Origin of the sequence: Sporosarcina thermotolerans (assembly GCF_042658975.1) — a bacterium.
Lineage (GTDB): Bacteria > Bacillota > Bacilli > Bacillales_A > Planococcaceae > Sporosarcina > Sporosarcina thermotolerans.
In genome coordinates this window covers 362658-387027 of the sequence record NZ_JBHSRM010000002.1, presented here as the reverse complement: position 1 = coordinate 387027, position 24370 = coordinate 362658, and the positions used below count along the sequence as shown (strand labels likewise).

The 24370-nt window shown below is 44.4% G+C and carries 26 protein-coding genes; 14 read left to right on the top strand and 12 right to left on the bottom strand.

Features of this window, described 5'->3' with window-relative positions:
• Positions 1–334: 334 nt before the first annotated feature.
• Positions 335–2152 carry a mechanosensitive ion channel gene (locus ACFPZG_RS02935; protein ID WP_283733242.1) on the top strand — a complete coding sequence of 606 codons (1818 nt, stop codon included), beginning with the start codon at positions 335–337 and terminating at the stop codon, positions 2150–2152.
• Between the two features lie 183 nt (positions 2153–2335).
• Here ACFPZG_RS02935 and ACFPZG_RS02930 read toward each other — a convergent pair whose 3' ends face one another.
• The 7 genes from ACFPZG_RS02930 to ACFPZG_RS02900 form a co-directional block, all read right to left on the bottom strand.
• Positions 2336–2968 carry a response regulator transcription factor gene (locus ACFPZG_RS02930; RefSeq protein WP_283733241.1) on the bottom strand — a complete coding sequence of 211 codons (633 nt, stop codon included), beginning with the start codon at positions 2966–2968 and terminating at the stop codon, positions 2336–2338.
• Positions 2943–3989: a sensor histidine kinase gene (locus ACFPZG_RS02925; RefSeq protein WP_283733240.1), complete on the bottom strand. Its 1047-nt coding sequence runs from the start codon at positions 3987–3989 to the stop codon at positions 2943–2945. Before ACFPZG_RS02925 ends, ACFPZG_RS02930 begins: the two co-directional genes overlap by 26 nt.
• Positions 3986–4687: a cell wall-active antibiotics response protein LiaF gene (liaF, locus tag ACFPZG_RS02920; RefSeq protein ID WP_283733239.1), complete on the bottom strand. Its 702-nt coding sequence runs from the start codon at positions 4685–4687 to the stop codon at positions 3986–3988. The genes ACFPZG_RS02925 and liaF overlap by 4 nt, the downstream gene beginning before the upstream one ends.
• Before the next feature lie 217 nt (positions 4688–4904).
• The gene (locus tag ACFPZG_RS02915; protein WP_283734538.1) at positions 4905–5783 is read right to left on the bottom strand and encodes an IS3 family transposase; all 879 of its coding nucleotides are present in this window, start codon (positions 5781–5783) and stop codon (positions 4905–4907) included.
• Between the two features lie 11 nt (positions 5784–5794).
• Positions 5795–6097, bottom strand: a complete 303-nt coding sequence (locus tag ACFPZG_RS02910; protein WP_317941385.1) for a transposase — start codon at positions 6095–6097, stop codon at positions 5795–5797.
• Positions 6098–6296: 199 nt separating this feature from the next.
• Complete coding sequence (locus tag ACFPZG_RS02905) at positions 6297–6935, bottom strand: PspA/IM30 family protein (RefSeq protein ID WP_283733237.1); 639 nt, start codon at positions 6933–6935, stop codon at positions 6297–6299.
• Between the two features lie 13 nt (positions 6936–6948).
• Positions 6949–7302 carry a lmo0954 family membrane protein gene (locus tag ACFPZG_RS02900; RefSeq protein ID WP_283733236.1) on the bottom strand — a complete coding sequence of 118 codons (354 nt, stop codon included), beginning with the start codon at positions 7300–7302 and terminating at the stop codon, positions 6949–6951.
• Between the two features lie 200 nt (positions 7303–7502).
• Between ACFPZG_RS02900 and ACFPZG_RS02895 the strand changes: the two genes are divergently transcribed.
• The 7 genes from ACFPZG_RS02895 (at position 7503) to ACFPZG_RS02865 (ending at position 15923) form a co-directional block, all read left to right on the top strand.
• Complete coding sequence (locus ACFPZG_RS02895; RefSeq protein WP_317941384.1) at positions 7503–8651, top strand: thiolase family protein; 1149 nt, start codon at positions 7503–7505, stop codon at positions 8649–8651.
• A gap of 15 nt (positions 8652–8666) precedes the next feature.
• A complete protein-coding gene (locus tag ACFPZG_RS02890; RefSeq protein ID WP_317941383.1) occupies positions 8667–9437 on the top strand; it encodes a 3-hydroxyacyl-CoA dehydrogenase in 771 nt (256 codons plus the stop codon).
• A 15-nt stretch (positions 9438–9452) separates the two neighbouring features.
• Positions 9453–10601 (top strand): acyl-CoA dehydrogenase family protein, encoded by a 1149-nt coding sequence (locus ACFPZG_RS02885; RefSeq protein ID WP_283733234.1) that lies wholly within the window; start codon positions 9453–9455, stop codon positions 10599–10601.
• 113 nt (positions 10602–10714) lie between these two features.
• Positions 10715–12337 carry a long-chain fatty acid--CoA ligase gene (locus ACFPZG_RS02880; protein ID WP_283733233.1) on the top strand — a complete coding sequence of 541 codons (1623 nt, stop codon included), beginning with the start codon at positions 10715–10717 and terminating at the stop codon, positions 12335–12337.
• Positions 12338–12779: 442 nt separating this feature from the next.
• Positions 12780–14063, top strand: a complete 1284-nt coding sequence (locus ACFPZG_RS02875) for a DUF4139 domain-containing protein (protein ID WP_283733232.1) — start codon at positions 12780–12782, stop codon at positions 14061–14063.
• A gap of 414 nt (positions 14064–14477) precedes the next feature.
• Positions 14478–15089 (top strand): DedA family protein, encoded by a 612-nt coding sequence (locus ACFPZG_RS02870; RefSeq protein WP_283733231.1) that lies wholly within the window; start codon positions 14478–14480, stop codon positions 15087–15089.
• Between the two features lie 6 nt (positions 15090–15095).
• Complete coding sequence (locus ACFPZG_RS02865) at positions 15096–15923, top strand: undecaprenyl-diphosphate phosphatase (RefSeq protein WP_283733230.1); 828 nt, start codon at positions 15096–15098, stop codon at positions 15921–15923.
• 43 nt (positions 15924–15966) lie between these two features.
• Here ACFPZG_RS02865 and ACFPZG_RS02860 read toward each other — a convergent pair whose 3' ends face one another.
• Complete coding sequence (locus tag ACFPZG_RS02860; protein ID WP_283733229.1) at positions 15967–16701, bottom strand: MBL fold metallo-hydrolase; 735 nt, start codon at positions 16699–16701, stop codon at positions 15967–15969.
• Positions 16702–16822: 121 nt separating this feature from the next.
• Between ACFPZG_RS02860 and ACFPZG_RS02855 the strand changes: the two genes are divergently transcribed.
• Both ACFPZG_RS02855 and ACFPZG_RS02850 read left to right on the top strand, forming a co-directional pair.
• Entirely contained in the window at positions 16823–17056 is a 234-nt protein-coding gene (locus tag ACFPZG_RS02855) for a glutaredoxin family protein (protein ID WP_283733228.1), read from the top strand.
• Positions 17057–17202: 146 nt separating this feature from the next.
• Positions 17203–17403: a hypothetical protein gene (locus tag ACFPZG_RS02850; protein WP_283733227.1), complete on the top strand. Its 201-nt coding sequence runs from the start codon at positions 17203–17205 to the stop codon at positions 17401–17403.
• A 254-nt stretch (positions 17404–17657) separates the two neighbouring features.
• Here the strand turns inward: ACFPZG_RS02850 and ACFPZG_RS02845 are convergent, their stop codons facing one another.
• From ACFPZG_RS02845 to ACFPZG_RS02830, 4 genes are all read right to left on the bottom strand, one after another.
• Entirely contained in the window at positions 17658–18284 is a 627-nt protein-coding gene (locus ACFPZG_RS02845) for a hypothetical protein (RefSeq protein WP_283733226.1), read from the bottom strand.
• Between the two features lie 27 nt (positions 18285–18311).
• A complete protein-coding gene (locus tag ACFPZG_RS02840) occupies positions 18312–18605 on the bottom strand; it encodes a hypothetical protein (protein ID WP_283733225.1) in 294 nt (97 codons plus the stop codon).
• Between the two features lies 1 nt (position 18606).
• The gene (locus ACFPZG_RS02835; protein ID WP_317941382.1) at positions 18607–19170 is read right to left on the bottom strand and encodes a hypothetical protein; all 564 of its coding nucleotides are present in this window, start codon (positions 19168–19170) and stop codon (positions 18607–18609) included.
• A 96-nt stretch (positions 19171–19266) separates the two neighbouring features.
• Positions 19267–19902 (bottom strand): BMQ_0737 family morphogenetic spore coat protein, encoded by a 636-nt coding sequence (locus ACFPZG_RS02830; protein WP_283733222.1) that lies wholly within the window; start codon positions 19900–19902, stop codon positions 19267–19269.
• 202 nt (positions 19903–20104) lie between these two features.
• Here ACFPZG_RS02830 and ACFPZG_RS02825 point away from each other — a divergent pair, with 202 nt between their 5' ends.
• From ACFPZG_RS02825 to ACFPZG_RS02810, 4 genes are all read left to right on the top strand, one after another.
• Entirely contained in the window at positions 20105–20806 is a 702-nt protein-coding gene (locus tag ACFPZG_RS02825; RefSeq protein ID WP_317941381.1) for a hypothetical protein, read from the top strand.
• A gap of 87 nt (positions 20807–20893) precedes the next feature.
• Positions 20894–21553: an exosporium glycoprotein BclB-related protein gene (locus tag ACFPZG_RS02820; RefSeq protein WP_283733220.1), complete on the top strand. Its 660-nt coding sequence runs from the start codon at positions 20894–20896 to the stop codon at positions 21551–21553.
• Positions 21554–21789: 236 nt separating this feature from the next.
• Positions 21790–22926 (top strand): glycerate kinase, encoded by a 1137-nt coding sequence (locus tag ACFPZG_RS02815; RefSeq protein WP_317941380.1) that lies wholly within the window; start codon positions 21790–21792, stop codon positions 22924–22926.
• 3 nt (positions 22927–22929) lie between these two features.
• Positions 22930–24279, top strand: coding sequence for a GntP family permease (locus ACFPZG_RS02810; RefSeq protein WP_283733219.1), 1350 nt, complete (start codon positions 22930–22932; stop codon positions 24277–24279).
• The last annotated feature ends 91 nt before the right edge of the window (positions 24280–24370 follow it).

The window sequence follows — 24370 nt, the reverse complement described above, 5'->3', positions numbered from 1 at the left end:
AGTATTGCCAAATATATTTATGTCTTAAAAAGAGATGAACGAAAACATTGAAAAGGGAATTTACACAAGAATAAGGACTTGACTTAAGAATACGCCTCCCGCGCTCAAGAAAGCCGTGCCGCGCTCAAGAATATGCCTTCTGCGCCCAAGAAAGCCGTGCCGCGCTCAAGAATACGCCTCCCGCGCTCAAGAAAGCCGTGCCGCGCTCAAGAATACGCCTTCCGCGCTCAAGAAAGCTGCCTCGCGCTCAAGCCTTCTATAGATTGATAGGTTTAGTCCTCTACGTTAATAGGAATAGAGATTAATAAATTACCTATTGAATGGAGGACGCGGAATGTACAGAGATATGTATTTTACGAATATGCTAAGCTATCTGCCTGAGTTGATTCTTGGACTCATCGTATTGCTCATCGGCTTCTTCATTGCAAAAGCGGTCGAGAACGCAGTTAGCAAACGTTTGAAGAAATCGAGAGTCAATGAAAGATTGAACGTTAAAGAAGGAAAATGGAATGTCGAGAAGATCATCAGTAAAGTAGTCTTCTTCGGTATTCTTTTACTGGCATTCCTTCTCTTCTTTAACATCATGAATGCATCCATGATCGCTTCTCCGTTCATGACGATGTATTCGGGAATTGGTGGGGCGGTTCTTAGCATCTTGAAAGCCGGACTGATTTTGCTCTTAGCGTGGGTCTTTGCATTGATTGGCAAAAAGGTGGTTTTGGCAATCGGTGGGAAGATGAAGTTGAATAAGTATGTAGTGAAAGTTGGGGCATCGCCGGATGAGATTGACAAGTCGAAATGGGTCGAAACTGCAGCGAATATTGCGTTTTACGTAGTATTGTTGCTGTTTGTACCAGCTGTACTGCACGCCCTCGGACTAAGCGGTATTAGTGGCCCATTTGAGGGAATGCTTTCAAGCTTCATGAGTTTCTTTCCGAAACTTGTTGGCGCAGCGTTGATATTCGCAGTTGGCTGGGTTGTTGCGAAAATCATTAGGACGATTGTTACGAAGCTGCTTGAGTCGGTTGGAGTCGATCGATTCTCTCATAAGTTGAAGCTTTCTTCTGGACAAGGGAAAGTAACAAGCATTTCGGACATTGTCGGCACAATCGTTTTTGTCCTAATCATGCTGCCAGTAACGATTTCTGCTCTGGAAGTATTGGATTTGGAAGGTATTTCACAACCGGCAATCGCCATGTTGAACGATATTATGACAATGCTGCCAAAAATTGCTGTCGCCATTGTACTCGTGCTTGTTGGAATTTATTTGGCGAAATGGGTAAAGGGCATCGTCGTTTCGCTACTCAATAATTTAGGGATTAACTCGATTTTCGGGAAGATGGGTGTACGCTCGGGAGCATCCACACCTTCATTCTCTCAAATCATCGGAACGATTGTCCAAGTGATTGTCATCCTACTATTTGTTGTTGAAGCACTACAGCTACTGAACTTGACGTTCATGGTGACATTAGCAACAGGCATTTTCGCATACTTGCCGATGGTTGTGGCGGCAGTCGTCATCTTGGCGATCGGATTTTGGCTTGCACACCTTGCTGAGAAATTTGTCGGAAGCATCCTTACGACGAAATCAGGATCCCCACATGTTTTGCGATATGTAGCGAAATATGCGATTTTGGCTTTCGCGTTCTTCATGGCACTCAGCCAGCTTGGCATCGCACCAGCGATCATCAATGCGGCATTCATCCTCATCCTTGGTGGTGTGGCACTCGCATTTGGACTTGCATTCGGTTTGGGCGGTCGTGAACACGCTTCCCGTTATTTGACGAAAATGGAAGGCAGCCTGCAAGAGGCGGATGTGTCGAAAGAGAAGTGGGAGCAGGAGAAGAGTGAGATGAAGCGGGAGGTAAAGCGATCGACGGATAAAGCTCAGCGTGCCGTGGATCGAACGGCGAAAGAGGACCATGTTCCATCAGTCGGGGACAAAGGATATCCGACTGAACAAGACTATGAACCGCGTACTGGTCAAACATTCTCAGATGAACTACCACTGTCCGATCCGGCCGATTCAAACACATCCGACGCATTTGAAGAAAATGATCCAACTCGATTCAATCAAACGAACAAAGACGGATACAATACGACGGATCCTGGTGAAGAATATCCGTATGATCCGAACCGTGGAAATAAATAAACTTGAAACTGCCCATCCATCGGAAAAACCGGTGAATGGGCAGTTTTTTTATTTACAAGAATGAAGTTATGCTCGAGTTCAGCCCCATTTTGCTCGTCTTGTTACTTTATACCTGCCCCCTGACGCCCCCTTAATTCACACAAAAAAAGCCGCATGCCCATTTCCAGGCAAGCGGCCATCTTTTCATTCCACTAAATCATTCTTAAACGCATAAATGACCGCCTGTGTCCGATCCTGCACTTCAAGTTTCGACAATAAATTACTCACATGCGTCTTCACTGTCTTAAGCGCAATGAACAGCTCATCAGCAATCTCCTGATTCGTTTTGCCTTTTGAGAGTAAGAGAAGGATCTCCAGCTCTCGCTCTGTCAAATCATCATGGAGTCGATGCGAATTGCCGGTCCTCATTTTCTGCATCATTTTCGATGTCACTTCGGGCTCCAAAACGGTCTGCCCCTTCAATGTGTCGCGAATGGCTTCGGCAATCCTCTTCGCATTCGATGTCTTCAATATGTAGCTGATTGCCCCGGCTTCAAGTGCGGGGTATACTTTATCGTCATCTAAAAAACTGGTGACAATGACAATTTTTGCTTCCGGCCATTGCTTAATAATCGCCGCAGTCGCCTCCGCGCCGTTCATTTCCGGCATCACCATATCCATTAAAATGATATCTGGCCGTAAAGCAAGCGCTTTTTCCACGGCTTCTTTTCCGTTGACCGCCTCGTCGACGACTTCCATATCTGGTTGTGTCTGCAAATAAGCGGAAACACCGATTCGCACCATCTCATGATCATCCACTAATAGAATCCGAATCACCCAACTCATCCCCCTTTTTCGTAGGCAATTTCACTTCGACTATTGTACCTTGCGAAGGAACTGAAACAATTTTACACGAACCGCCGATTTCAATCGCACGTTCCTTCACGTTTTGCAATCCGTAAGAACCGCCTTTGCTATCGGTTTCTTGGAATCCGACGCCATTATCCTGAACTCGGAAAATAGCTAACCCATCCCGTTCAACGAAAAGGACGTCGACTTCTGTCGCCTGTGCGTGACGCAATGTATTCGACAAAGTCTCCTGTGCAATGCGGAATAAATGATCCTCCGCTCCTTTAGACAACGACACCTCTTCCAACCTGAACCGGATATCAAACGAAACCTTCTCTTTTAATTCGACTAATAATTCCTCAAGTCCTTCAGCGAGCGATTTATCATTCAAGGCGGCTGGACGCAAATGAAGCAATAAAGCACGCATCTCAAGTTGTGCCTGTTGCACCATGCGTTCCACTTGTAAAAGCGGTTTTTCTACCGACTTTTCATGCTCCCGCTCATTAATCGCAGACATAAGCATCGACGCCGCGAAAAGCTGCTGCGAAACGGAATCATGCAGTTCCCGGGCAAGACGTTGACGTTCCTGAACAATACGTTCTTGTATCAACTTATCCTGTGCTTCAGCTCGTTCATCGGTTATGCGCTGCAAGCTTTTACGCTGGGTCGTCAAAATATTGGAGACGTCCTCAAGCGTTCTATCAATCTTCGGCGAAAACTTTTTATTGATCTTTACCGGTTCTTCATTCTGAATCAATCCCGTCAGTTGCTGCTCAAACGCTTTTTCCTTCGAACGACCGATGCTGCCCATCCAAATGGCAATCCAATTAGCTAACGCGATGCATGTGAAAATAATCCAGGCACCTAAAGGGACATTCGCATATTGGATTTCAAAAAAGAGAAATCCTACCTCACTTAACGGAAGGTCGATGATTAAATAGAAATAAAGTGCTGTAATAGTGATGAAAATTAAGGTTAGTGAGAGGCTGCGCCCGAATAAATTTTTCATTTCCGCACCACCTCGATATCACCAATCCACGTCGCAAGAGAAATGATCAGCTCCGAGCGGTAACCAATTTCTCCTTCATAGCCATCCTTGAAATGAAGTGTTTCATTTAGCATGCGTTTCGGACTGAGATCAAGGATACGGGCCTCTCCAAACAATGTGTTGTAATGGATGCGCACTGGAATTTCATAAGGCAAGTCTATCTTAATCCTCCCGAAACCTTGTCGGATAGAAATAAAAGATGTCCCTTTTGGCAGAACGGTGTCCGTTACGTCTACATGAATATCCCCGAAAAAACCTTGAATCTGGATATCCTCCCATTCATAAGATGAGAAAGGAGAAGTCTGTGTTGAAAACCATTTGTTCTTCCATATGCCATTGGGCGTCGGCTTTTGGAATTCTTTCAACGGGCGCATCATTTGCTCCGCCGGAACGCCTTTCCATAGGTGGAATAAAACATAGACGAATGCCGTGAACAACAGCATACGTAAACTCCATAACGTCATCAAAGCCATTATTATGAAAAAGATGCCTAAAAAAGTCATCCATTTCGAACGCTTTTTAAAGCCGTAATAAATAAATCCGGCACCAAGAAGGAGGAAGATGAAATTACCGTTTGAAAGAAATGTAGTCTCTACAAAAATAAGAAATAGAAATGCGGCAATCCAAAATATCACCTTGTTCGTTTCAAGTTTCTTCACATTTATTCCCCCTTCTTGATGTCAGATGAAAGAGGGAAGGTGGTACCTTCCCTTTGATAATTGAATGTTTCGTTTAAGGTCAAAGAGTGGACTTCTGTCAAGAAACGTACACTATAAAATGAGAGAATTTGCTTCAAAAACACTACCGCGCTTCGCTTGCTCGGACTTTGAAGGAAAAAGATTCCTTCGGAATAATTTTCCTCCAAAGTCTAAATGGTCAAGAAACGAGCGCTTGCTTTTGCTTTGCTCCTTGTTCCTCAAACTGAATCGGTGATAAATAGTCTAATCTTGAATGTCGCCTGGTTGGATTGTAAAAGCCGTCAATATATTTCCTGATTTCCTTTATTGCTTGTTTTCGCGTAATCTGGCCCCAACGATAAATCAACTCTTTCTTAATGGTGGCATGGAAAGATTCGATACAAGCGTTGTCATAAGGATCTCCCTTGCGACTCATGCTAATTTGGACATTTCGCTCTTCTAAGAGTTGTATGTATTCGTTTGAACAATACTGGCTTCCTCTATCGGAATGATGAAGGAAACCATCTGGTGGCTGACGAAGTATCAACGCTTTCTTTAAGGCGGTCAGAACCAATTCCACCTCCATTGACACTCCAATCGTATAGCCGACAATCCGGCGGGAATATAAATCCATAACACTGGCCAAATAGAGCCACCCATCACTTGTTCTTATATAGGTGATATCCGTTACCCATACCTTATTTATCTCTTTTACATCAAATTGTCGGTTTAACAAGTTTGGATAAATAAATTTGTCATGATCGGAATCCGTGGTCGTGACAAACATTTTGTGGAATTCTGCGGAAAGCCCCATTTCTCGCATGAGTGCAGCGACGTGGCTTTCACTCACTTGATGGCCGATCTCCAAAAGATCTTTGTGAATTCTGGGGCTACCATAGACACCGTAATTTTGGTGGTAGAGTACAGAAATATCCTGCTTTAATGCATCTCTTGCCTCTTGCCGCTTCTGCCATTCGTCAGTTAACGGACGTTGTTTCCAATCGTAAAAGCCACTTCGTGATACTTCCAGCACCTTGCACATCTTCGCCACGCTGTACTCATCCATGTGTTCATCTATGAATTGGTACCTTACGGCCGGTTTTTCGCGAAGACATGCATAGCCTTTTTTAAGATTTCATTCTCCTCACGCAAATCTTCTAACTCTTTTTCGACTGTGCGCAACTTCTTTTCCAAGTCAGACGGAGTCGCGATTCCTTCTTCAACTTTCCCCGCTGCTAACTTATTACGGTAATCCCCCACCCAACGCCTAATGGTGCCAATAGGCACATTTGTTTCGTAGGAAAGCTGAGTAACCTTTCTTCCTTCCTCAACAACTAACCTGCAGATATACTCCTTAAATTCCTGTGTTTGATGTTTACCCAATATATACACGTCCTTTTCATTGATATTTAGAATATAACAACAATGAGTAGTGTTGTGTACGTTTTTTATGATAGATCAAAGAGTTCTCGTTCTCACGTGAAGAGTTCTCATTCAAGGGCGAAGAGTTCTCGTTCTCGCATGAAGAGTTCTCATTTAAGGCCAAAGAGTTCTCGTTTCACCCTAAAGAGTTCTCATTCTCTACTATAGTTTACACAATCTCGGCATTCTTTGTAGCTTTTTTCTCAAGTAATTCCAATCTCCGCTCCATTGAGGAGGATTCGTACTCGCGGTTGATCTCTCCGCCAAGGTTTTCGATATAAGAATTCATTTCCTCCACGCTGGAAACTTGTTTATCGCCATTTTCCGGTGAGATGAATTTATCCATGCGGCGATGGGCGCGTGTGACGTTTTCTTTCCCCATCAATTGGAGCTGGCGTACTTTCATGTCCTTCACTTTATGTTTCATTTCCTCGAATTTCCGCTCTAATGCAACCAATTCCTTCGCGGATTCCGTTATGCTATTCGCCAGTTCAACTGCGCGTGTTTCGTAGGCTTGAACTTCATCTTGTGCAAACGCAACAAGATCCTCCTCGCCAGTTGACTCAGCCAGCGCCAATTGTTTGCTGCGCTTATCCAACATCGCTTTCGCTTCTGCATATTCCTTTTCAAGCGCAACCTTCAATTTCCCTTGACGTTCCAAAAGTTTTCCAACCGCATCCGTTTGTTTCTCTGCTTCTTTTACGTATTGATTCAACATTGCGATTGGGTTTTTCGATTCCTTCTTGTCGAGCACTGTATGCAAATCAGCTTGCACCGTGTATTTAATTCTGTTCCATAATGTGTTCATAATAGCTTCCTCCTTATTTTGTAATTTCATCCCATTGGCGTTCGAAATTAACGAATGGATCATCGGAATACTTAGCTTCGATTACATTGTCGTTTTTATTTTCATTCCACTTGCGCCACACATAATAGACACCAAGCAAAGCGATGATGCCGATGAAGGCAGGTACGTTTGTAACAGCTGTCACCAAGCCGATAACAAGCACCGTTCCCCAAAATAATTTAAGAAACGTGGAATCGCTCTTCTTGTAATAATGAATCCCTGCAAAAGCGATCAATGCGGAAATTGCCAACCCTAAAATCGACCCTAAGTTTGCAAGAACAACGATAGCTGCCACAATGCCAATTATCGTTAGACCAAATTTTTTCATATTGTTGTTCCTCCTTTCGTTGTATCTACATCATACAATCGATTCCGCCTCGTCCAAACGGGCGTAATGCGGATATTCGTCTACGACCTGAGACTGATTCTCTATACAGACCAACAAATTACGCGGTGGAAATTGATAATGCTTTCCTGTAAGCTATAACTATACGAACTATCAATCAATTCAGAGAATGGGGTGTAGATTTGAGAGAAGTTGTCATTGTTGAGGGTGTTAGAACTGCAGTCGCCAGAAGGAAAGGTGGTTTTTCGGAGTATCGACCAGACGAACTTGCTGCAGTCGTCCTTGAAGAATTAATTAATAGAGCTAAAATCGATAAAAACGAAGTGGAAGACGTCATTTTAGGGTGCGTTACTCAATTGGGCGAACAGGGAGGAAATATTGCGAGAACTGCAGCATTGATCGCAGGATTCCCGGTCCATGTCCCGGGCATAACTATCGACCGTCAATGCGGTTCAAGCCAACAAGCGGTACATTTCGCTTCACAGGCAATTGCTGCAGGGGATATGGATATCGTAATTGCTGGCGGGGTTGAAAGCATGACAAGGGTGCCGATGTTTTCAAATATCGGTGAAGTAAAGCCAAGCCCGAAGCTTACCGAAAAACATGAAATCATCAACCAAGGACTATCCGCCGAACGCATCGCGGAAAAATGGGGACTATCCCGTGAGGAACTTGATCGTTTTGCATACGAAAGCCATCAAAAAGCAATAAAGGCTATAGAAGAAGGCAAATTCAAAACCGAAATCGTGCCGGTTGTTGTGAGGCGCGCCGATGGTGTTGTTGAAACCGTAGTAAAAGATGAAGGCCCGCGTCCAGATTCCTCGCCCGAAGTGCTTGCTGGACTTAAGACAGTATTCGACGAAAATGGAGTCATTACTGCAGGAAACGCCAGTCAAATGAGTGACGGTGCTTCCGCTGTCTTGCTCATGTCGAAGGAGAAGGCGGAAGAACTCGGATTGAAGCCACTTGCACGGATCGTCGCTCGTACGGTTGTCGGATCTGACCCGACGTTGATGCTGACGGGACCAATAGAAGCAACGAAAAGAGTCTTAGAGAAAGCAGATCTTTCTATAGAAGACATCGACGTCTACGAAGTGAATGAAGCATTTGCACCTGTGCCACTTGCATGGTTAAAGGAAACGGGTGCTGATCCGGAAAAACTTAATCCGAACGGCGGCGCGATTGCACTTGGCCATCCGTTAGGCGCAACCGGTACAAAACTGTTTGTATCGATGGTGAATGAACTTCATCGGACGGGCGGGAAATATGGGCTACTTGCGATTTGTGAAGGAATGGGTATGGCGAACGCGACGATTATTGAACGTTTGTAAAAGGGGGAAAAGCCAATGGAAATGAAAGATACCGTAGCAATTGTCACTGGGGGAGCTTCCGGATTAGGAGAGGCGACGACAAGAAGAATCGTATCTAAGGGCGGAAAGGTTGCTATTTTTGATTTGAATGAAGAACGGGGTCACGCTTTGGTCGAGGAGTTGGGGAGTGACCATGTTTTATTCCTCAGAACGAATGTTGCGAGTTCGGAAGAGGTTGAACGGAATGTCACAGAAGTTGTTTCCACGTTCGAAAAAGTGAACGCAGTCGTGAACTGCGCAGGGATTGCGACGCCTGGGAAAGTGGTGTCGAAAGGTGGACCAATGCTGCTCGAACGCTTTGAACAGGTCATTCAAGTGAATTTGGTTGGAACATTCAACGTGATCCGGCTAACGGCGGCAGCCATGATGAAAAACGAACCGAATGAGGATGGAGAGCGCGGAGTCATCGTCAATACGGCTTCCGTTGCGGCGTTCGAAGGACAAATTGGGCAAGCGGCATATAGTGCATCAAAAGGTGGAGTAGTTGGAATGACATTGCCGATAGCACGGGAATTTGCGTCATCCGGGATTCGTGTAATGACAATTGCACCGGGTCTTGTCGAGACGCCTTTATTCGCGGGCCTCCCAGAACCGGCCCAACATGCACTTGTGGATATGACATTATTCCCGAAACGACTCGGACGGCCAGATGAGTATGCAAAATTAGTCGAAAGCATTTTCACGAACCCGCTATTGAACGGTGAAGTGATCAGGCTGGACGGAGCCATTCGGATGCAGGCGAAATAATAGGAGGGGTGTTCAATGGCACGCTATCGATTTGAAACAGATGAACATGTCTTGTTCAGGGAGACGCTTCGAAAATTCCTATTGAAAGAGGCAGCTCCGCATTACGATGAATGGGAAAAGAACCGGCTCATTCCTGTCAGTTTTTGGCGTAAGCTTGGTGAAATGGGCTTCCTTTGTCCGCAAGTGGAGGAGCAATACGGGGGCCTCGGACTCGACTTTAGCTACGGCGTCATCATTGGCGAAGAGATGGAACGTATCGGGGCGGGGTTGACAGGTGTCGGTCTACATAATGATATCGTCGTTCCCTATATTGAATCCTTCGGATCAGAGGAGCAGAAGAAGCGATGGTTACCGGGCTGCATATCTGCAGATTGGATAACCGGTGTAGCCATGACGGAACCGGGGACGGGCTCGGATCTTGCTAATATCCAGACGACCGCCATCAAGGAAGGCGATCATTATATTGTAAATGGTCAAAAGACATTCATTACAAATGGAGTGAATGGGAATCTATTCCTCGTCGTTGTTAAAACGAATCCGCAAGCGGAGCCGAAACACCGGGGCATCAGTCTACTAATGATTGAAGAAGGGACGCCCGGCTTCACAAAGGATAGAAAGTTAGACAAAGTCGGTATGCATTCTCAAGATACAGCCGAATTGTATTTTGAAGATTGCCGGGTGCCTGTTGCCAACTTGATTGGTGATGAGGGGAAGGGTTTTAGATATTTGATGGAGAAGCTTCAGCAAGAAAGATTGGTTGTCGCACTGGCGGCACAGACGGCTTCAGAAGATATGCTTCAAATGACGCTCGATTATGTGAAATCACGTGAGGCATTTGGGAAACCAATTGGTTCATTCCAAAATACACAATTTAAGTTGGCTGAAATTGCTACGAAAGTTGAACTTGGAAAGACATTTCTTGAATCTCTCATTGAGGACCATATAGCCGGTAAGGACGTTGTGACAAAAGTATCCATGGCAAAATACTGGATCACCGAGACGGCACGCGAAATTTCCGCGGAATGTATGCAACTTCATGGGGGTTATGGGTATATGGAAGAATACAAGATTGCAAGAAGGTATCGCGATATTCCAGTCGCATCGATTTACGCTGGGACGAATGAAATCATGAAAATGATCATTGCTAAGAATATGGGATTGTAAAAGGCATAGCCGGACGTTTGGGCACATATGATTATGGGGGACAAAGTGCCTGTCCGGCTGAAAATGGTTGTACAGGCTTCATACAATAAAAGCGCAAAAGGGGAGCGATTTAAATGATGCAAACACCATTATTACTGTCGTCGTTCATCAAAAGAGCGGAGCAATTCTTTCCGAACAAACTCATTATTTCACGCACTTCAGCAGACACAATCCACCGCATACCGTACCGGGAATGGGCGAAGCGGACGAGGAAATTGTCGAATGCATTGACGAAGCTTGGGATGAAGCATGGAACGAAGGTGGGGACTTTCGGTTGGAACCATCACAGGCATCTTGAAGCATATTTTGGTGTGCCGAGTACAGGGGCGATCCTTCATATGGTCAACATCCGCTTGTCACCCGAGCACCTCGTATATGTCATCAACCATGCGGAAGATGAAATCATGCTTGTGGATGATAATCTGTTCCCGCATTTTGAAAAGCTTGCACCCATGCTGAAGACGATAAAGCATATTGTCATCATGGGTGATAGCAAAGATGTTCCGGAAACATCTTTGGAAAATGTTTATTCCTATGAGGCGTTGTTGGCTGAGGCATCAGATGAATACGAATACCCCGAGGATTTGGATGAAAACACGTCGGCTGGGATGTGCTATACATCAGCTACAACGGGGAATCCGAAAGGGGTCGTCTATTCACACCGCGGAATTGTTCTTCATAGTTATGCACTTGGATTAGCGGATGCGATGGGAATGCGAGAAGGCGATGTCATTCTTCCTGTCGTCCCGATGTTCCACGTTAACGCATGGGGCATGCCGTTCGCAGCGGTTTTCTTCGGAACGACACAAGTGTTGCCGGGGCCAGGATTCACTCCGCAGCTCTTATTGGACTTGATTGAACAGGAAAAAGTAACGCTTACGGCGGGAGTACCAACGATTTGGTTGGCGATGTTGAAAGAGCAGGAGCGAAATCCGCGCGATCTCTCTACGCTTCGCGGAATCGTAAGTGGCGGTTCAGCATCTCCGAAAGGGTTGATCCGCGCATTCGAGGAGAAACTTGGAGTTCCGTTTTATGTTGGATACGGGATGACAGAAACTTCACCGCTCGTCAGCTTGTCGGTCTATACATCGGGAATGGAAGACTTGTCGATGGACGAACGGATCGATATTCGCGCGCTGCAAGGGCTGATCATGCCAGGGCTTGAAGTGAAAATTGTCAATGAAGATGGGGAAGTACCTTGGGATGGCAAGACAATGGGTGAGCTTGCGGTTCGCGGGCCTTGGATTGCGAGTGAATATTACAAGGATGACCGGACGGAAGAAGCATTCCGCGACGGCTGGCTCTACACGGGAGACATCGCGGTCATGACGGATATCGGTTATTTGAAGCTGATGGACCGGACAAAAGATTTGATCAAGAGTGGCGGCGAATGGATTTCTTCCGTCGATTTGGAGAACGCCTTGATGACACATCCGGATGTATTCGAAGCTGCGGTCATCGCCGTTCCGCATGAGAAGTGGCAAGAACGACCGCTTGCTTGCGTAGTTTTGAAAGACGGAAAAGTGGCGGATGACTCGAAGAAGGCAGAATTACTTGCTTACCTCGAAAGTCAATTTGCCAAGTGGTGGGTTCCAGACGATGTTGTTTTCTTGAATGAAATTCCTAAGACCTCCGTCGGCAAGTTCTTGAAAACCGCATTGCGCGAACAATTGAAAGGGCATGAGATGGAAGTTTGACGAATGAAGCCACCCGCTGCTGCGGGTGGCTTTTTAAAATGGAATAAAATCGTCTAATTATTGGCTGAGTGGTGATAAACCGGTCGTAAGCGGTGATAAAGTCATCCTAAGCGGTGATAACCAGTTGTTAAGTGGTGATAAAGCCATTATAAGTGGTGATAACACGACTCAAGTCGGGAGAAATTTAGCGAGTCGGTGATAAAGTCGCCCAAGTCGGTGATAAAGTCATCAAAGTCGGTGATAAACCCCCGAGAGTCGGTGATAACATGCAAAGAGTCGGTGATAAGGCCATCTGAGCGGTTGAACATTAGCGAGTCGGTGGTAAACCTCCACACTTTTTTGCTTCGTCAGCTTTAATTCCTTCAGAACAGGGAATAGCGTATATTGAGCGTGCTTATTGGAGAGTTTACTGAAATGAGCATTCAACATAGGAGGTTCAAATATGCCGATTCGAATTCCGAAATCTACTATTACATCCTGTTCCCTGACCGTTTATAGTGATGGCTTTGCGCTTGTGAAAGACACGCGTTCAATTCCCCAGATTCAAACAAATGATTGGGTTCATTTTATTGGTGTGTCGAAAAGGCTCGACAAGGATTCTATCATCGTTGAAGGGGCCGACGTATCGGAGCTTGTCTATGAATATGATTTGATGGATGAATTGCGGATATATGAAAGGTATCTTGGTCGTCAATTAATTATGAAAGATCCTTATTCAAAAGGGGATCGCAAGTACACTCTATTACGTGCAAATGGGCCAGTTGTCATGCAAGATGTTGAAACGAATGAACTCATCATCAATCCGAGAGGGGAAATTCGATTTCCGGAAATCGAGGGTGGGAATCACATAGAGCCGACGCTTGTATGGCAAGTTGAAGAGCAAAGAAGTGAGGAAGTGTGCGTATCCTATTTGACGGGCGGTGTCTCGTGGAAGGCTGATTACGTCATCTCCTTGCATGGCGACCAATTTGACCTATCGGGATGGCTAATGATGAAAAATTATTCCGGTGTCTCATTCAACGATGCAAAACTTCGACTCATTTCAGGAAAGCTTAGCAAGGCTGGCAATGAAACCGAAGAGAAAAGTAAAGAGTTGTCAAAGAATGAAAAAACGTCTGCGGATGCTTTTTCAGACTTTCATACGTATACTTTTCCTAAGCAGATCAACTTGGAGGATCGTCAACAGAAACAGCTGCGCCTACTCTCATCGACAAAATCACAAGCGCGAATGGTATATGAAATAAATCAACAGACTTCGAATCCGGATATTTTCATTGAATTTGATAATACGGTGGAAAATGGTCTTGGATTTCCATTGCCTGCAGGAGTTTTTAAAATGTACCGAACGAGTTCGCAGGATGGGAGCGCGGAATTTATCGGAGAATATAGGATCCAGCATACCGAAGCGGGCGAAAAGGTCCGTCTAAAATCCGGTGAGGCATGTGACATAAAAGTGAATAGTAAAAAGTCCGGTAAGTATAAAGAAGGCGGCTATGAGTACACGGAATATGAATATACAATTTGCAATACAAAAGACTCTCCAGTCGAAGCGATAATTCGTCAACAAGTTCCCGGACACTTGTGGACAGTGGATGAATCAACACATGAGTGGAATAAAAAACGTGACAAAATCTTACTCCCTGTACATGTACCTGTGAATAAAGAGGAAACAGTGAAATTCACCATCCGTCACGATCGATCTGCAAGAAGAACAATTGGTTTCTAATATAATAATTTAACCACATAAGTAGGCTTTTCTTCTATTGTAATAGTACATTACAAAATATTGGTGAACTGCGATAAAACAAGGTATATACAAATATGATCAATGCGCCCGCCATTAAAGTTACTCAAAATGGTAGGGTTTTTTTATTCGAAATTATTAACATGTGGATAGTTTTTGGCTCAAAGTACCAATTTTTCAGAAATTATCAACATATTAACCTTTCTATCCACAAGAAACGGTGAATAACTTGCTGTTTCCCGGGATATCCACAATTACTCATAATCAGTTGTCCAAGGACGTACAATTTATGAAGCGTTTTGAAACTTCGGGAGGCAAGTCGCCGTCCTGATTTTAGGCGTTGCACAATAGACAAAGTTTAATTGAAATAAATTAGCCTGAACAAGGAAGTGTCGTATGGAAAATTGGATAACGGAGTTTATTGGGGAGCATGGTTATTTCGGCGTCTGTTTTTTATTGCTGCTGGAAAATATATTCCCTCCGATTCCATCAGAAATTATATTGACATTCAGTGGTTTTGTCACTGGTTTTACTACAATGACGAAAACGGGCGTCATCATTGCCGCTACTATTGGTTCGGTTGTTGGTGCGATGGTTCTTTATAGTATTGGGATGCTTGTTGATACAAAAAGATTGGAAAGAATAGTGGAACGACGGGGGCGCTGGCTTCGCTTGACGAAAAAAGACTTGCGTCGGGCAGAGGGCTGGTTTGAAAAGCACGGCCCGTGGACAGTTTTTTTCTGTCGTCTCGTTCCTCTTGTGCGCAGTCTTATCTCCATTCCAGCAGGGATGTCGCATATGAACTTTCCCCTTTTTATTTTATTAACAACCATCGGGAGCTTCATTTGGAATGCAATTCTTGTTACAATAGGATTTAAAGTCGGTGAAAATTGGGAATCGATCATCCACTATATGGATGTCTACTCAATGATCGTTTATGTGCTATTAGCAACAAGCGGTTTTGCGGGTATCATCGGATACACTCGCTTCCGCAGAAAGAGGGCTTAGGAACTTATGGAATTATTTGATCTTATTAAAGCGTTAATACTTGGTTTTGTGGAGGGGATGACGGAGTTTGCACCGGTATCCTCGACGGGCCACCTCATCATCGTGGATGATATGTGGCTAAAAACGGAAGAGTTCCTTGGCAAATACCCCGCCAACACATTTAAAATCGTTATTCAACTTGGATCGATTTTAGCCGTTGTCGTCGTGTTTTGGAAGAGATTGCTTAGCCTGGTTGGGCTTTATAAAGTCGATGGGAAGAAGATGATCAAACGGTTTAATCTACTGCATGTCATCGTCGGCATGCTGCCAGCTGTTATTTTAGGTTTTGCGTTCAAAGACTTTATTGACGATCATTTATTTGGCGTCAAAACAGTAATTTTTGCGCTTGTTGCAGGGGCGATCCTCATGATTGTTGCGGACAAATTCGGTCCGAAACGGCCAAAAGTCCAATCATTGGACCAGATTACATATCGTCAGGCATTCACCGTCGGCCTTGTCCAATGCTTGTCGTTATGGCCAGGTTTTTCACGTTCCGGTGCAACGATTTCGGGTGGTGTTCTATTTGGGATGAGCCATAGGACAGCGGCTGACTTCACGTTCATCATGGCAGTTCCAATCATGGCGGGTGCAAGTCTTGTGTCTGTATTGAAAAACTGGGAATACATGTCGATGGACTATATTTCTTTTTACGTCGTCGGCTTTATAAGCGCATTCGTGTTCTCGCTCATTTCAATCCGCTTCTTCTTGAAATTAATTTCGAAAGTGAAGCTCGTTCCATTCGCGTTATACCGAATTGTCTTGGCAATTGTACTTGCAGCAATCGTGTTCCTATAATCATAAAAACGACTCCCATTATGGAGTCGTTTTTATGTGTAAATCAAACCTCATATACCTTACCGACAACCGCCAACTCCGCCGGACCATCATACACTTTAGACGCTGCATATAAAATTTCCGTTGGCTCACCATGCAAAGGCAAATGCGTTAGCAACAAATTTTTCGCGCCAGCCATCTTAGCTAATTTGCCCGCCTCGCTCCCCGCCATATGTCCCGGAGATTTGCCTAAATGCTCTTCGTATAAATTCGCTTCGCTAATCAACAGATCCGTCTCTTTCGCAAATTCAACGAGTTCATCTCGCCACTCAGTATCAGCGGTCAACGTTACGGAACGCTCGTTAACAGTGAATTTCATTGCCAAGCAATAAACCGGATGTGTCGTTTCACAGAAAGAAACTTCGAAAGGCCCAATTTTAACAACATCGTTTTCATGAATAGGAACGCCGATTGTCTGCTCTTTATAAGTCAGCTTGCTGAAATTCTCTTCATCTTGGTCATGACCGTAAATCGGCAGCGGGGGAGAAGGTTTCCCAAGATAGTAGTTGATGATCCGGCTAAACTGCAAGCTACCGATATCCGCAATATGATCCGCATGATAATGGCTGATGACGACCGCATCCAACATCTCAAGTGGGATAGTATTTTGCAATGATGAAAGGACACCGCTTCCACAATCCACAAGGCAATGAAACCCGTCATGCTCGATTAAAAAAGAGGACGTAGCGCTATTCGCCTTCGGATACCCGCCCCAAATACCAATTGGGATTACTTTCACAATAAGCACCTCCAGTAATAATTATTATTTGAGATACCATATCCTTACAAACTTCGGACTATTTTGTTCATTTAGAATGAGGTATACTACATGTTATACATGTAAAAAGGAGGAGATTCAAATGACAAATGTTGCAACGGTATATTCAACAACTACATGCCCTTACTGCACGATGATGAAAAACTATTTGACTGAGCAAAACATCGAATTTGAAGAAGTACTTTTGACTACAGATGAAGAGAAGCAAAAGCTTGTTGAAGAAACAGGCCAGAGGGGCGTTCCTCAAACAAAACTGAACGGCAAATGGATTTTGGGCTTCAACCCTGAAGCGGTTCAAGAGGTATTGAAAGGATAATTTGGTTTGAAAATCTTCTGCAAATCATGCGCTTCCCAAGACCCGTTGGAAGAGTCGAATAAAAATCTATTCCCGAAAATTTGTATCGGACATGTTCTGCTTTTTCTTACGGGTGTGTTTTTAGTTGTTATGGAACAGATCGTTAAATGAAATCCTCGTCGATTGAAGAGATCGACGAGGATTTTTCACTGGAAAAGCGGAAAAAAATTAGTCAAAGCATTGAGTCGGTGATAACATCCCGAGAGTCGATGAAAACATTGCAAACTCCATTATTTACTGAAGTCCACGCAATTATGGATGAAGACTTGTCCATAGAAGAAGCAATCCGAAACGCTATCGATCATTAGCGCGTGAAAACAAAAAAGGTGATGGAATTGTTTATAGAAAAAGAGTTGTAGGATACATTGGTTGCAATGATTTTGTTGAGTGTTGTTTTCATCGTCGTGCTAACGGCGGTAATCAAGGTTCATCCGTTTTTATCTTTGCTAGCGGGTGCGTTTTTCGTTTCGGACTCGCTGGCGGGCGAATGTACATGGCCAAGGCTGTTTGCATTGTTTCATTACGATGTGGTTGAGGTGAATAACATGTTTTCCTGTTTATCCTACTCTGGGGAAAGGTCATTGCTTTCCTGGATTAGATATGCCGTAAGTTCATTGTACGCGTGCACTTCTTCTGTTAATTTTTGGACGTATTCTTCAAGGATGCCGATAAGTTCCTGTTGTTTTGCATTCATGTTTTTAGACGTCTCCAATTCAAGCTGCACTTTGGTAAGTTTGCCTTCAGCGTATGAATGCTCGTTTTTGGGAGGAGTATTTTGAGGGAGAAGTGAATTTATTTTCATTTCAAGTCTCTCAATACTCTTCGGCGTTTCCAATTGCCGGTCACTGCCAATTGAGGCTAATACATCGCATAGTTGTTTATTCGCTGTACGTAAATCCTGTTCCGTACATTGCAAAAGTTCCATGGCAGAAAGCGATTCTTTCCTCTGAAATTCCAAGGAACGTATTCGTTGTTCGTATAGTTGGATCCGCTTTTCGTATTTTTTGTTTTGATGAAGAAGATCCCTATATTTATTTGTCAGTCTTTCATTTTCCATAATAAGTTCATCGAGTAGCGAAGAGGAGGTACGATTGTATTTGGTCTTATATTTATTCAGCTCGGAACGCAAATAAATGATTGTCTGTTGTAATAGTATAGGATCGTTGCTTTTTATCTCCCCTTGACTCAATTGTTCATCTCCTCTTCATTCGGATTTTCAATTATTTCGGGCTTCACTTAAAATCGATTCAAATGATTGCTTATTCTCTTTCATCATCCGTTCAATTTCTTCCACAATTGTCTTTTGAATACTCGAAGGGAGATTCCTATGTGTAAGCCTTGCCAGTTGTAAATCTTTATTCATAAGGATGTATAAAAGCAGAAGATTGATCGTCTTGGCATCCAAGAAGACGAAGCTTTTGGATGGCAGCTCCCTATCCTTTTCGTTCAGGGATTCTGTCAGTTCAGAGATGATTTGATGAAATACGTCATGAATTGAATTTTTTTCCATGTCAAATATCCCCCCCTATTGTCGATGTTCCGTTTACGTTAATTGAATTAAGTGCGGCTACACCATCCGGATGCTGATCGCAAAACAGGGTCCCTATCATGCTGCCGAAGTAGGAACTAGACGGCTTCCAGTTTAGTTGAAAATTGGAAAATGAAAGTGTTTCTCCTGGTAGGATACTTGTTTTACCAATCGGTCGTAAATGGAATTCGAAGCGATTGGCACGGTCATTGATACGTTCCCATCCACCTGTCAAATTTTTTGATAGAGTCAATTTATTGTTCACGAGTTTTCCTTGGAGGGAAAAAGGGGCATCTTGCGATAACGTAATGTGAATGAAAGGGTTTGTGAGTGGTTGATTGCCGATGTTTTGAATATGGAAGGAACCCAGACAGAAGCTTTCCTCTGCCGGATCGTGTGCGAGATGTAAGGAGTATGTAAAATAAGCGATGCAATCAAGGCGATTCCCCCGCGGTAAAAGCGCATCTTTCAACTCGTTCAAATAGAACTGATTCGACTGGTGGTACTCCATTAACTTACTCAATATGTCTGTGGAATCTGAATTCACTTATCCAACCTCCTAACAAGTAAATAAAGAGAGGGAAGGTCCCCCTCTTTATCGTATGTGTCCACTAGCACAGTTAGTACGGATTTTTGATAAGCATTAATCCGGATATACTGCTGGACACTGACGCGGCCTTGCTGGATGAGGGCAGGACCCAATTGCCAAGTCAGCACGCGGTTCGCAGAAATCTGCCAGGAATTCAACTGTAACCGGGAATGTGGATTGAATGCTTTGACATGTCATCACGGATACTACAAGACCTGTAAATGTCACTACCCCATCTCCCGGTACGGGTGTACCTGGTGCGCTGATGAAACAATCCAACTCCGTGAATGTCACAGTGACGTCTGTTCCTTCAGGTGCACAAAGAATGACTTGTTCGGACCGTGAGACAGGAATCGGGCTGCTTCGAAAAATAACACCAGTTGGCAAGGTAAGAACAAGCACAACAGAGAATGTCTTCTGGATAGTCAATTGCTGTAAGCAGACACTGTGGCCGTCAACAGTGAATTGCCGATTTTCACGTCTCAAAATGACGACGGGATTAGTTGTAGCAGGCGTCACCTCACATGTTACGGTAGCACCAGTCATGGGAGTTGTCGGAGTCATTCCTGGAAATGCCATTGGAGCTGTCGGGAAGAAATCAAACGAGTTTTCTTTCATCACCCAGTCGTATACTTTGTCGACATTAATACAGATCAATTCTTGATCTGGACATGGTAATCTCTCTTGCATAGTAGCTGTCACCTCCATATTTTAATTGTTCGTGCATTCGTATAATATGTACTTGCGACTGTTTTGCATAGGCAAAGAAAAGGCTTAGAAGCAAAAACTCTTTCATGATTCTAGTGGGTAGGCAAGCTATCCATATGTCACAGACAGATTGTTTATAAAATAGAATAGAAAAGAACGATTGTAAGTTGAAAGAGGTGAAAAAATGGAAAAATCTAACGAGGCTATGGAAATAGAGCAGCTTAAAAATAAAATTGAAAATTACCAGAGAGCTTTGGCTTCATTAAAGACGGAAAATTCCTCGGGAGACATCCATCTGAGAAGAAGGGTGGCGAGCATTGAGAAAAACGTTGAAAAAGTGAACGGGCAGGTACAAGAATTGGCAAAGCTTATTAATGAAGCGATTGTTGCCCTTTCAAATGAGATCAATGAACTAACAGAGAAGTGGAGCGAACAGCAGATTGAGAAAGAGGAAACAAATAATCAACAAATAGAACCAGCCCGAACTGAAAAGACCGAACATACGAACAGCAAATCAAAACAACCGGATACCTACACAACTGGTCAGCAGAACACCTTACCATCCTTTAGACAACTAAAACAGCTCGCGCAGCAGCCAACATTTCAAACAACTGATTCAACAAATTTTAACACCCCTCGGTTTTACACCCCTGCTATACCAATCGAAGCTACAGGATTACGTGAATTAGAACCGATCATATATGAAGAAAAAAAATCTCCAAGCAAAGGGGAAACGGTCGATACATCTGTCAGGCCTTTAAGTGGTCAAACAAGTGGAGCCCAGCAGGAAAGAAACGAGCCTCAATCTATTCAGCCAGTAAACCAATTGCATGGCAGTGATGAAAATCAAACTTCACCTTTTTGGAAAATGTTCAAAAAGAAATGAATAGCCTTATAGACAGAAAACCGATAGTTGCAAGCCCGTCCTTCTCCTTTCTCCGTGAATAGTATAACGGAGAAAGGAGGTGTTACTATGGCTTGTTTTCAAGGAGGCGGATGTGGAGGAGGGGTTGCAGGTTGTTGTGGAAACAACAATGGAATCTTCCAAAACAGATGCCATACATTAGGACCAATTCTTGCGGTTGATCAAAACTGTCTGCCGCCAGCAACTGCGCCAACTGCGCCAGCTGCGCAGGGCTCTATCATTCCGTTTGCATCTGGAGCAGTTCCCGTCGCATTGACAACGGTAGCCGGTGGCGTAGTCGGTGTACCATTCTTTTTAGGTTTCGGTACCGCCGTGCCAGGTACTATCACTGGTGGTGTTATTGTACTGCCGACTGTTGGGGGACTATTGAACGAAGCTTTTACAGTGCCTCGACCTGGTACGATAACATCGATTTCCGCTACATTTACAATAACGGTCGCATTGACTCTTGCCCCAACGGCAACGGTCAGAGCACAGATTTATCAAGCTCCTGCAGGAAGCGATACATTCAGCCCAACAGCTGCATTTGTCGATTTGACCCCTCAGCTCACAACTGGGCTGGCAGTGGGATCAATATTAACCGGATCGGCTGCCGCAGCTGTACCGGTAGCTACAGGTGATCGTCTATTAATGGTCTTCACATTATTAGGAGTAACAGTGATTGCGGCCGTTACGGGTACTGCAAGCGCTGGAATAGCGATAGCGTAAGCATAATAATAATAGGAATGCCCACTTTGACTAGTGGGCATTTTTTATAAGGTGCTAAAGGAGTCAGAGTGAGTGGATGATATTTTGCAAGTCAGTGGTAAAGTATCGAAAGTCGGTCCCCGTAAAAAAAATCCTTAATATAACTCGAAACTTCAACATAAAGTAGAATGTATTTTGATTTTCGAAACATAAAATTAAACACAAGTCTTATATATATTAAATTGGAGGTGCTTCCCATGAAAGTGATTTTGGCACCCGATTCATTCAAAGGAAGTTTGGCAGCGAGTGAAGCTGCCGAAGCAATGGCTAAAGGTGTATGTGACGTGAACTCAGATATAAGGACGGTTCTGCTGCCGGTAGCTGACGGCGGGGAAGGCACGATGAGGAGCTTGGTCGATGCGACAAAGGGGAAATATGTATCCATCAATGTAGAGGATCCGCTCGGCAGGCCCATTCGAGTGTCATATGGCATTCTTGGGGACGGCGAGACGTGCTCGATTGAAATTGCAGAGGCCTCAGGAATTATGAGACTGAAGGAAAACGAAAGAAATCCGCGTTTCGCGTCCTCTTATGGCACCGGTCAATTGATCGTACATGCATTGGACAGCGGCTATCGAAAATTCATTATCGGCCTTGGGGGAAGCGCAACGAATGATGGAGGGGCAGGAATCCTTCAGGCACTTGGTATGCGTTTGTTGGATAAAGAAGGGATCGAATTAGCGAAAGGGGGAGGGGGACTCCAGTATATTTACTCAATTAATAGAGAGAAATGGGATGAACGCATTGCAGATTGTGAGTTTTTAATAGCGAGTGATGTGAAAAACCCATTCATCGGTCATGAAGGTGCGTCGGTTGTTTTCGGTCCGCAGAAAGGGGCAAGCCCGACTGACGTGGACGAACTTGACCGGAATTTACGCAAATTCGCGGACGTAGTTGAAAAAGAAACAGGAATTTCCCTTCATTCGAAGGAAGGAGCAGGGGCTGCTGGGGGATTGGGAGGTGCGTTCCAAGCATTCTTCAATTGTGAAATGCAGCAAGGAATCGATGTTGTGCTCGAAGCAATCGATTTCGAAGAACATGTGAAAGATGCAGATTTAATCATCACTGGGGAAGGGAAAACCGATTTGCAGACACTTTCCGGGAAAGCGCCATTCGGCATTGCGAAAGTGGCGCATCGGTTAGCGTTGCCAATCATTCTTATTTCGGGGGCTGTGGATGAAGAAATCCGTGGTACATTAACGCCGTTGTTTACGGAAGTCCACGCCATCATGGATGAGAATATACCTGCGGAAGATGCAATTACAAACGCTTATGACCATTTGCGTAGGAAAACAAAAAAGGTATTGGAGCTCATTAGAGAAAAAGGGGTGTAGGGAATGTTAGTTGCAATGATTATCTTAAGTGTTGTCTTGATCGTAGTACTAACAGCGGTATTCAAGGTTCATCCGTTTTTATCATTATTGGCTGGAGCATTTTTCGTCGGTATCACGTCCGGCATGCCGCTGTTGACTGTTGTTGAGAATGTGAACGAAGGCTTCGGGGGATTAATGAAGGGGATTGGGCTCGTCATCGTTGCGGGTACGATTATCGGTGTCATTTTAGAAAAATCAGGTGCCGCGTACAGGATGGCGGAAGTTGTGTTGCGCGTGATTGGGGAGAAACGCCCTCAATTGGCGATGTCCATTATCGGATACATCGTATCGATTCCGGTTTTCTGTGATTCGGGCTTCATTATTTTATCCAGTTTAAAGAAAGCATTGGCGAAACGGGCAAAAGTTGCAATTGCATCGATGTCGGTTGCGCTCGCGACGGGACTATATGCAACCCATACATTAGTGCCACCGACACCGGGGCCGATTGCTGCTGCTGGAAATATCGGTGCGGAAAACTTCTTGGGCACTATTATTTTAATTGGTCTTATCGTTGCCATCCCGGCAGTCGTTGTTGGGTATTTATGGGCAGTGAGAGTCGGATCGAAAATTTCCGTGCCGGAAGATGTAGAGGATAATAACGGACTTGATTATGATGAAATCGTTAAGTCATTTGGCCATATGCCTTCGACTTTCAAAGCATTCCTGCCAATCGTTTTGCCAATCGTTCTGATCGGTGTCGGATCAATCGCGAAGTTGACAATGGCAGAAGGCAGCTTTAAAAACTTCCTTCAATTCTTAGGGGCTCCTACAGTTGCCTTGTTATTCGGTGTCTCTGCGGCATTCCTGCTCCTACCAAAATGGAATGAAGAGACATTAACGAAATGGATTGGAGAAGGATTGAAGGAAGCGGCACCAATTTTGCTAATCACAGGTGCGGGTGGCGCATTCGGGAAAGTGATTTCAAATTCTGGTGTAGCTGATTTGATCAGCGGCATGAACTTTGATGCAATAGCGGGCGGCGCCCTCTTCCTTCTTGTTCCGTTCTTCATCGCAGCTGCTTTGAAAACGGCGCAAGGTTCGACTACCGCTGCATTGGTCATCACATCGACATTGATTGCCCCGCTTCTTCCAGCAATGGGAATTGAAGGCGCAATTCCGCTCGCTCTTGTCGTCATGGCAGTTGGTGCCGGCGGAATGATGGTAAGCCACGTGAACGACAGCTTTTTCTGGGTCGTCACTCAGTTCAGTGGAATGACAGTGACAGACGCCTACAAAGCGCAAACAATGGCGACATTGCTACAAGGGGTTACGACAATTGTAGTAACGATGATTCTTTGGATGATATTGGTTTAAGAAAGGCGCTGATTCCTTTTGGGAATCAGCGTTTTTGCTTGCAAAATGGCCGAACGGTGATAAAAGCTGTCTGAGCGGTGATAAAGTGTCG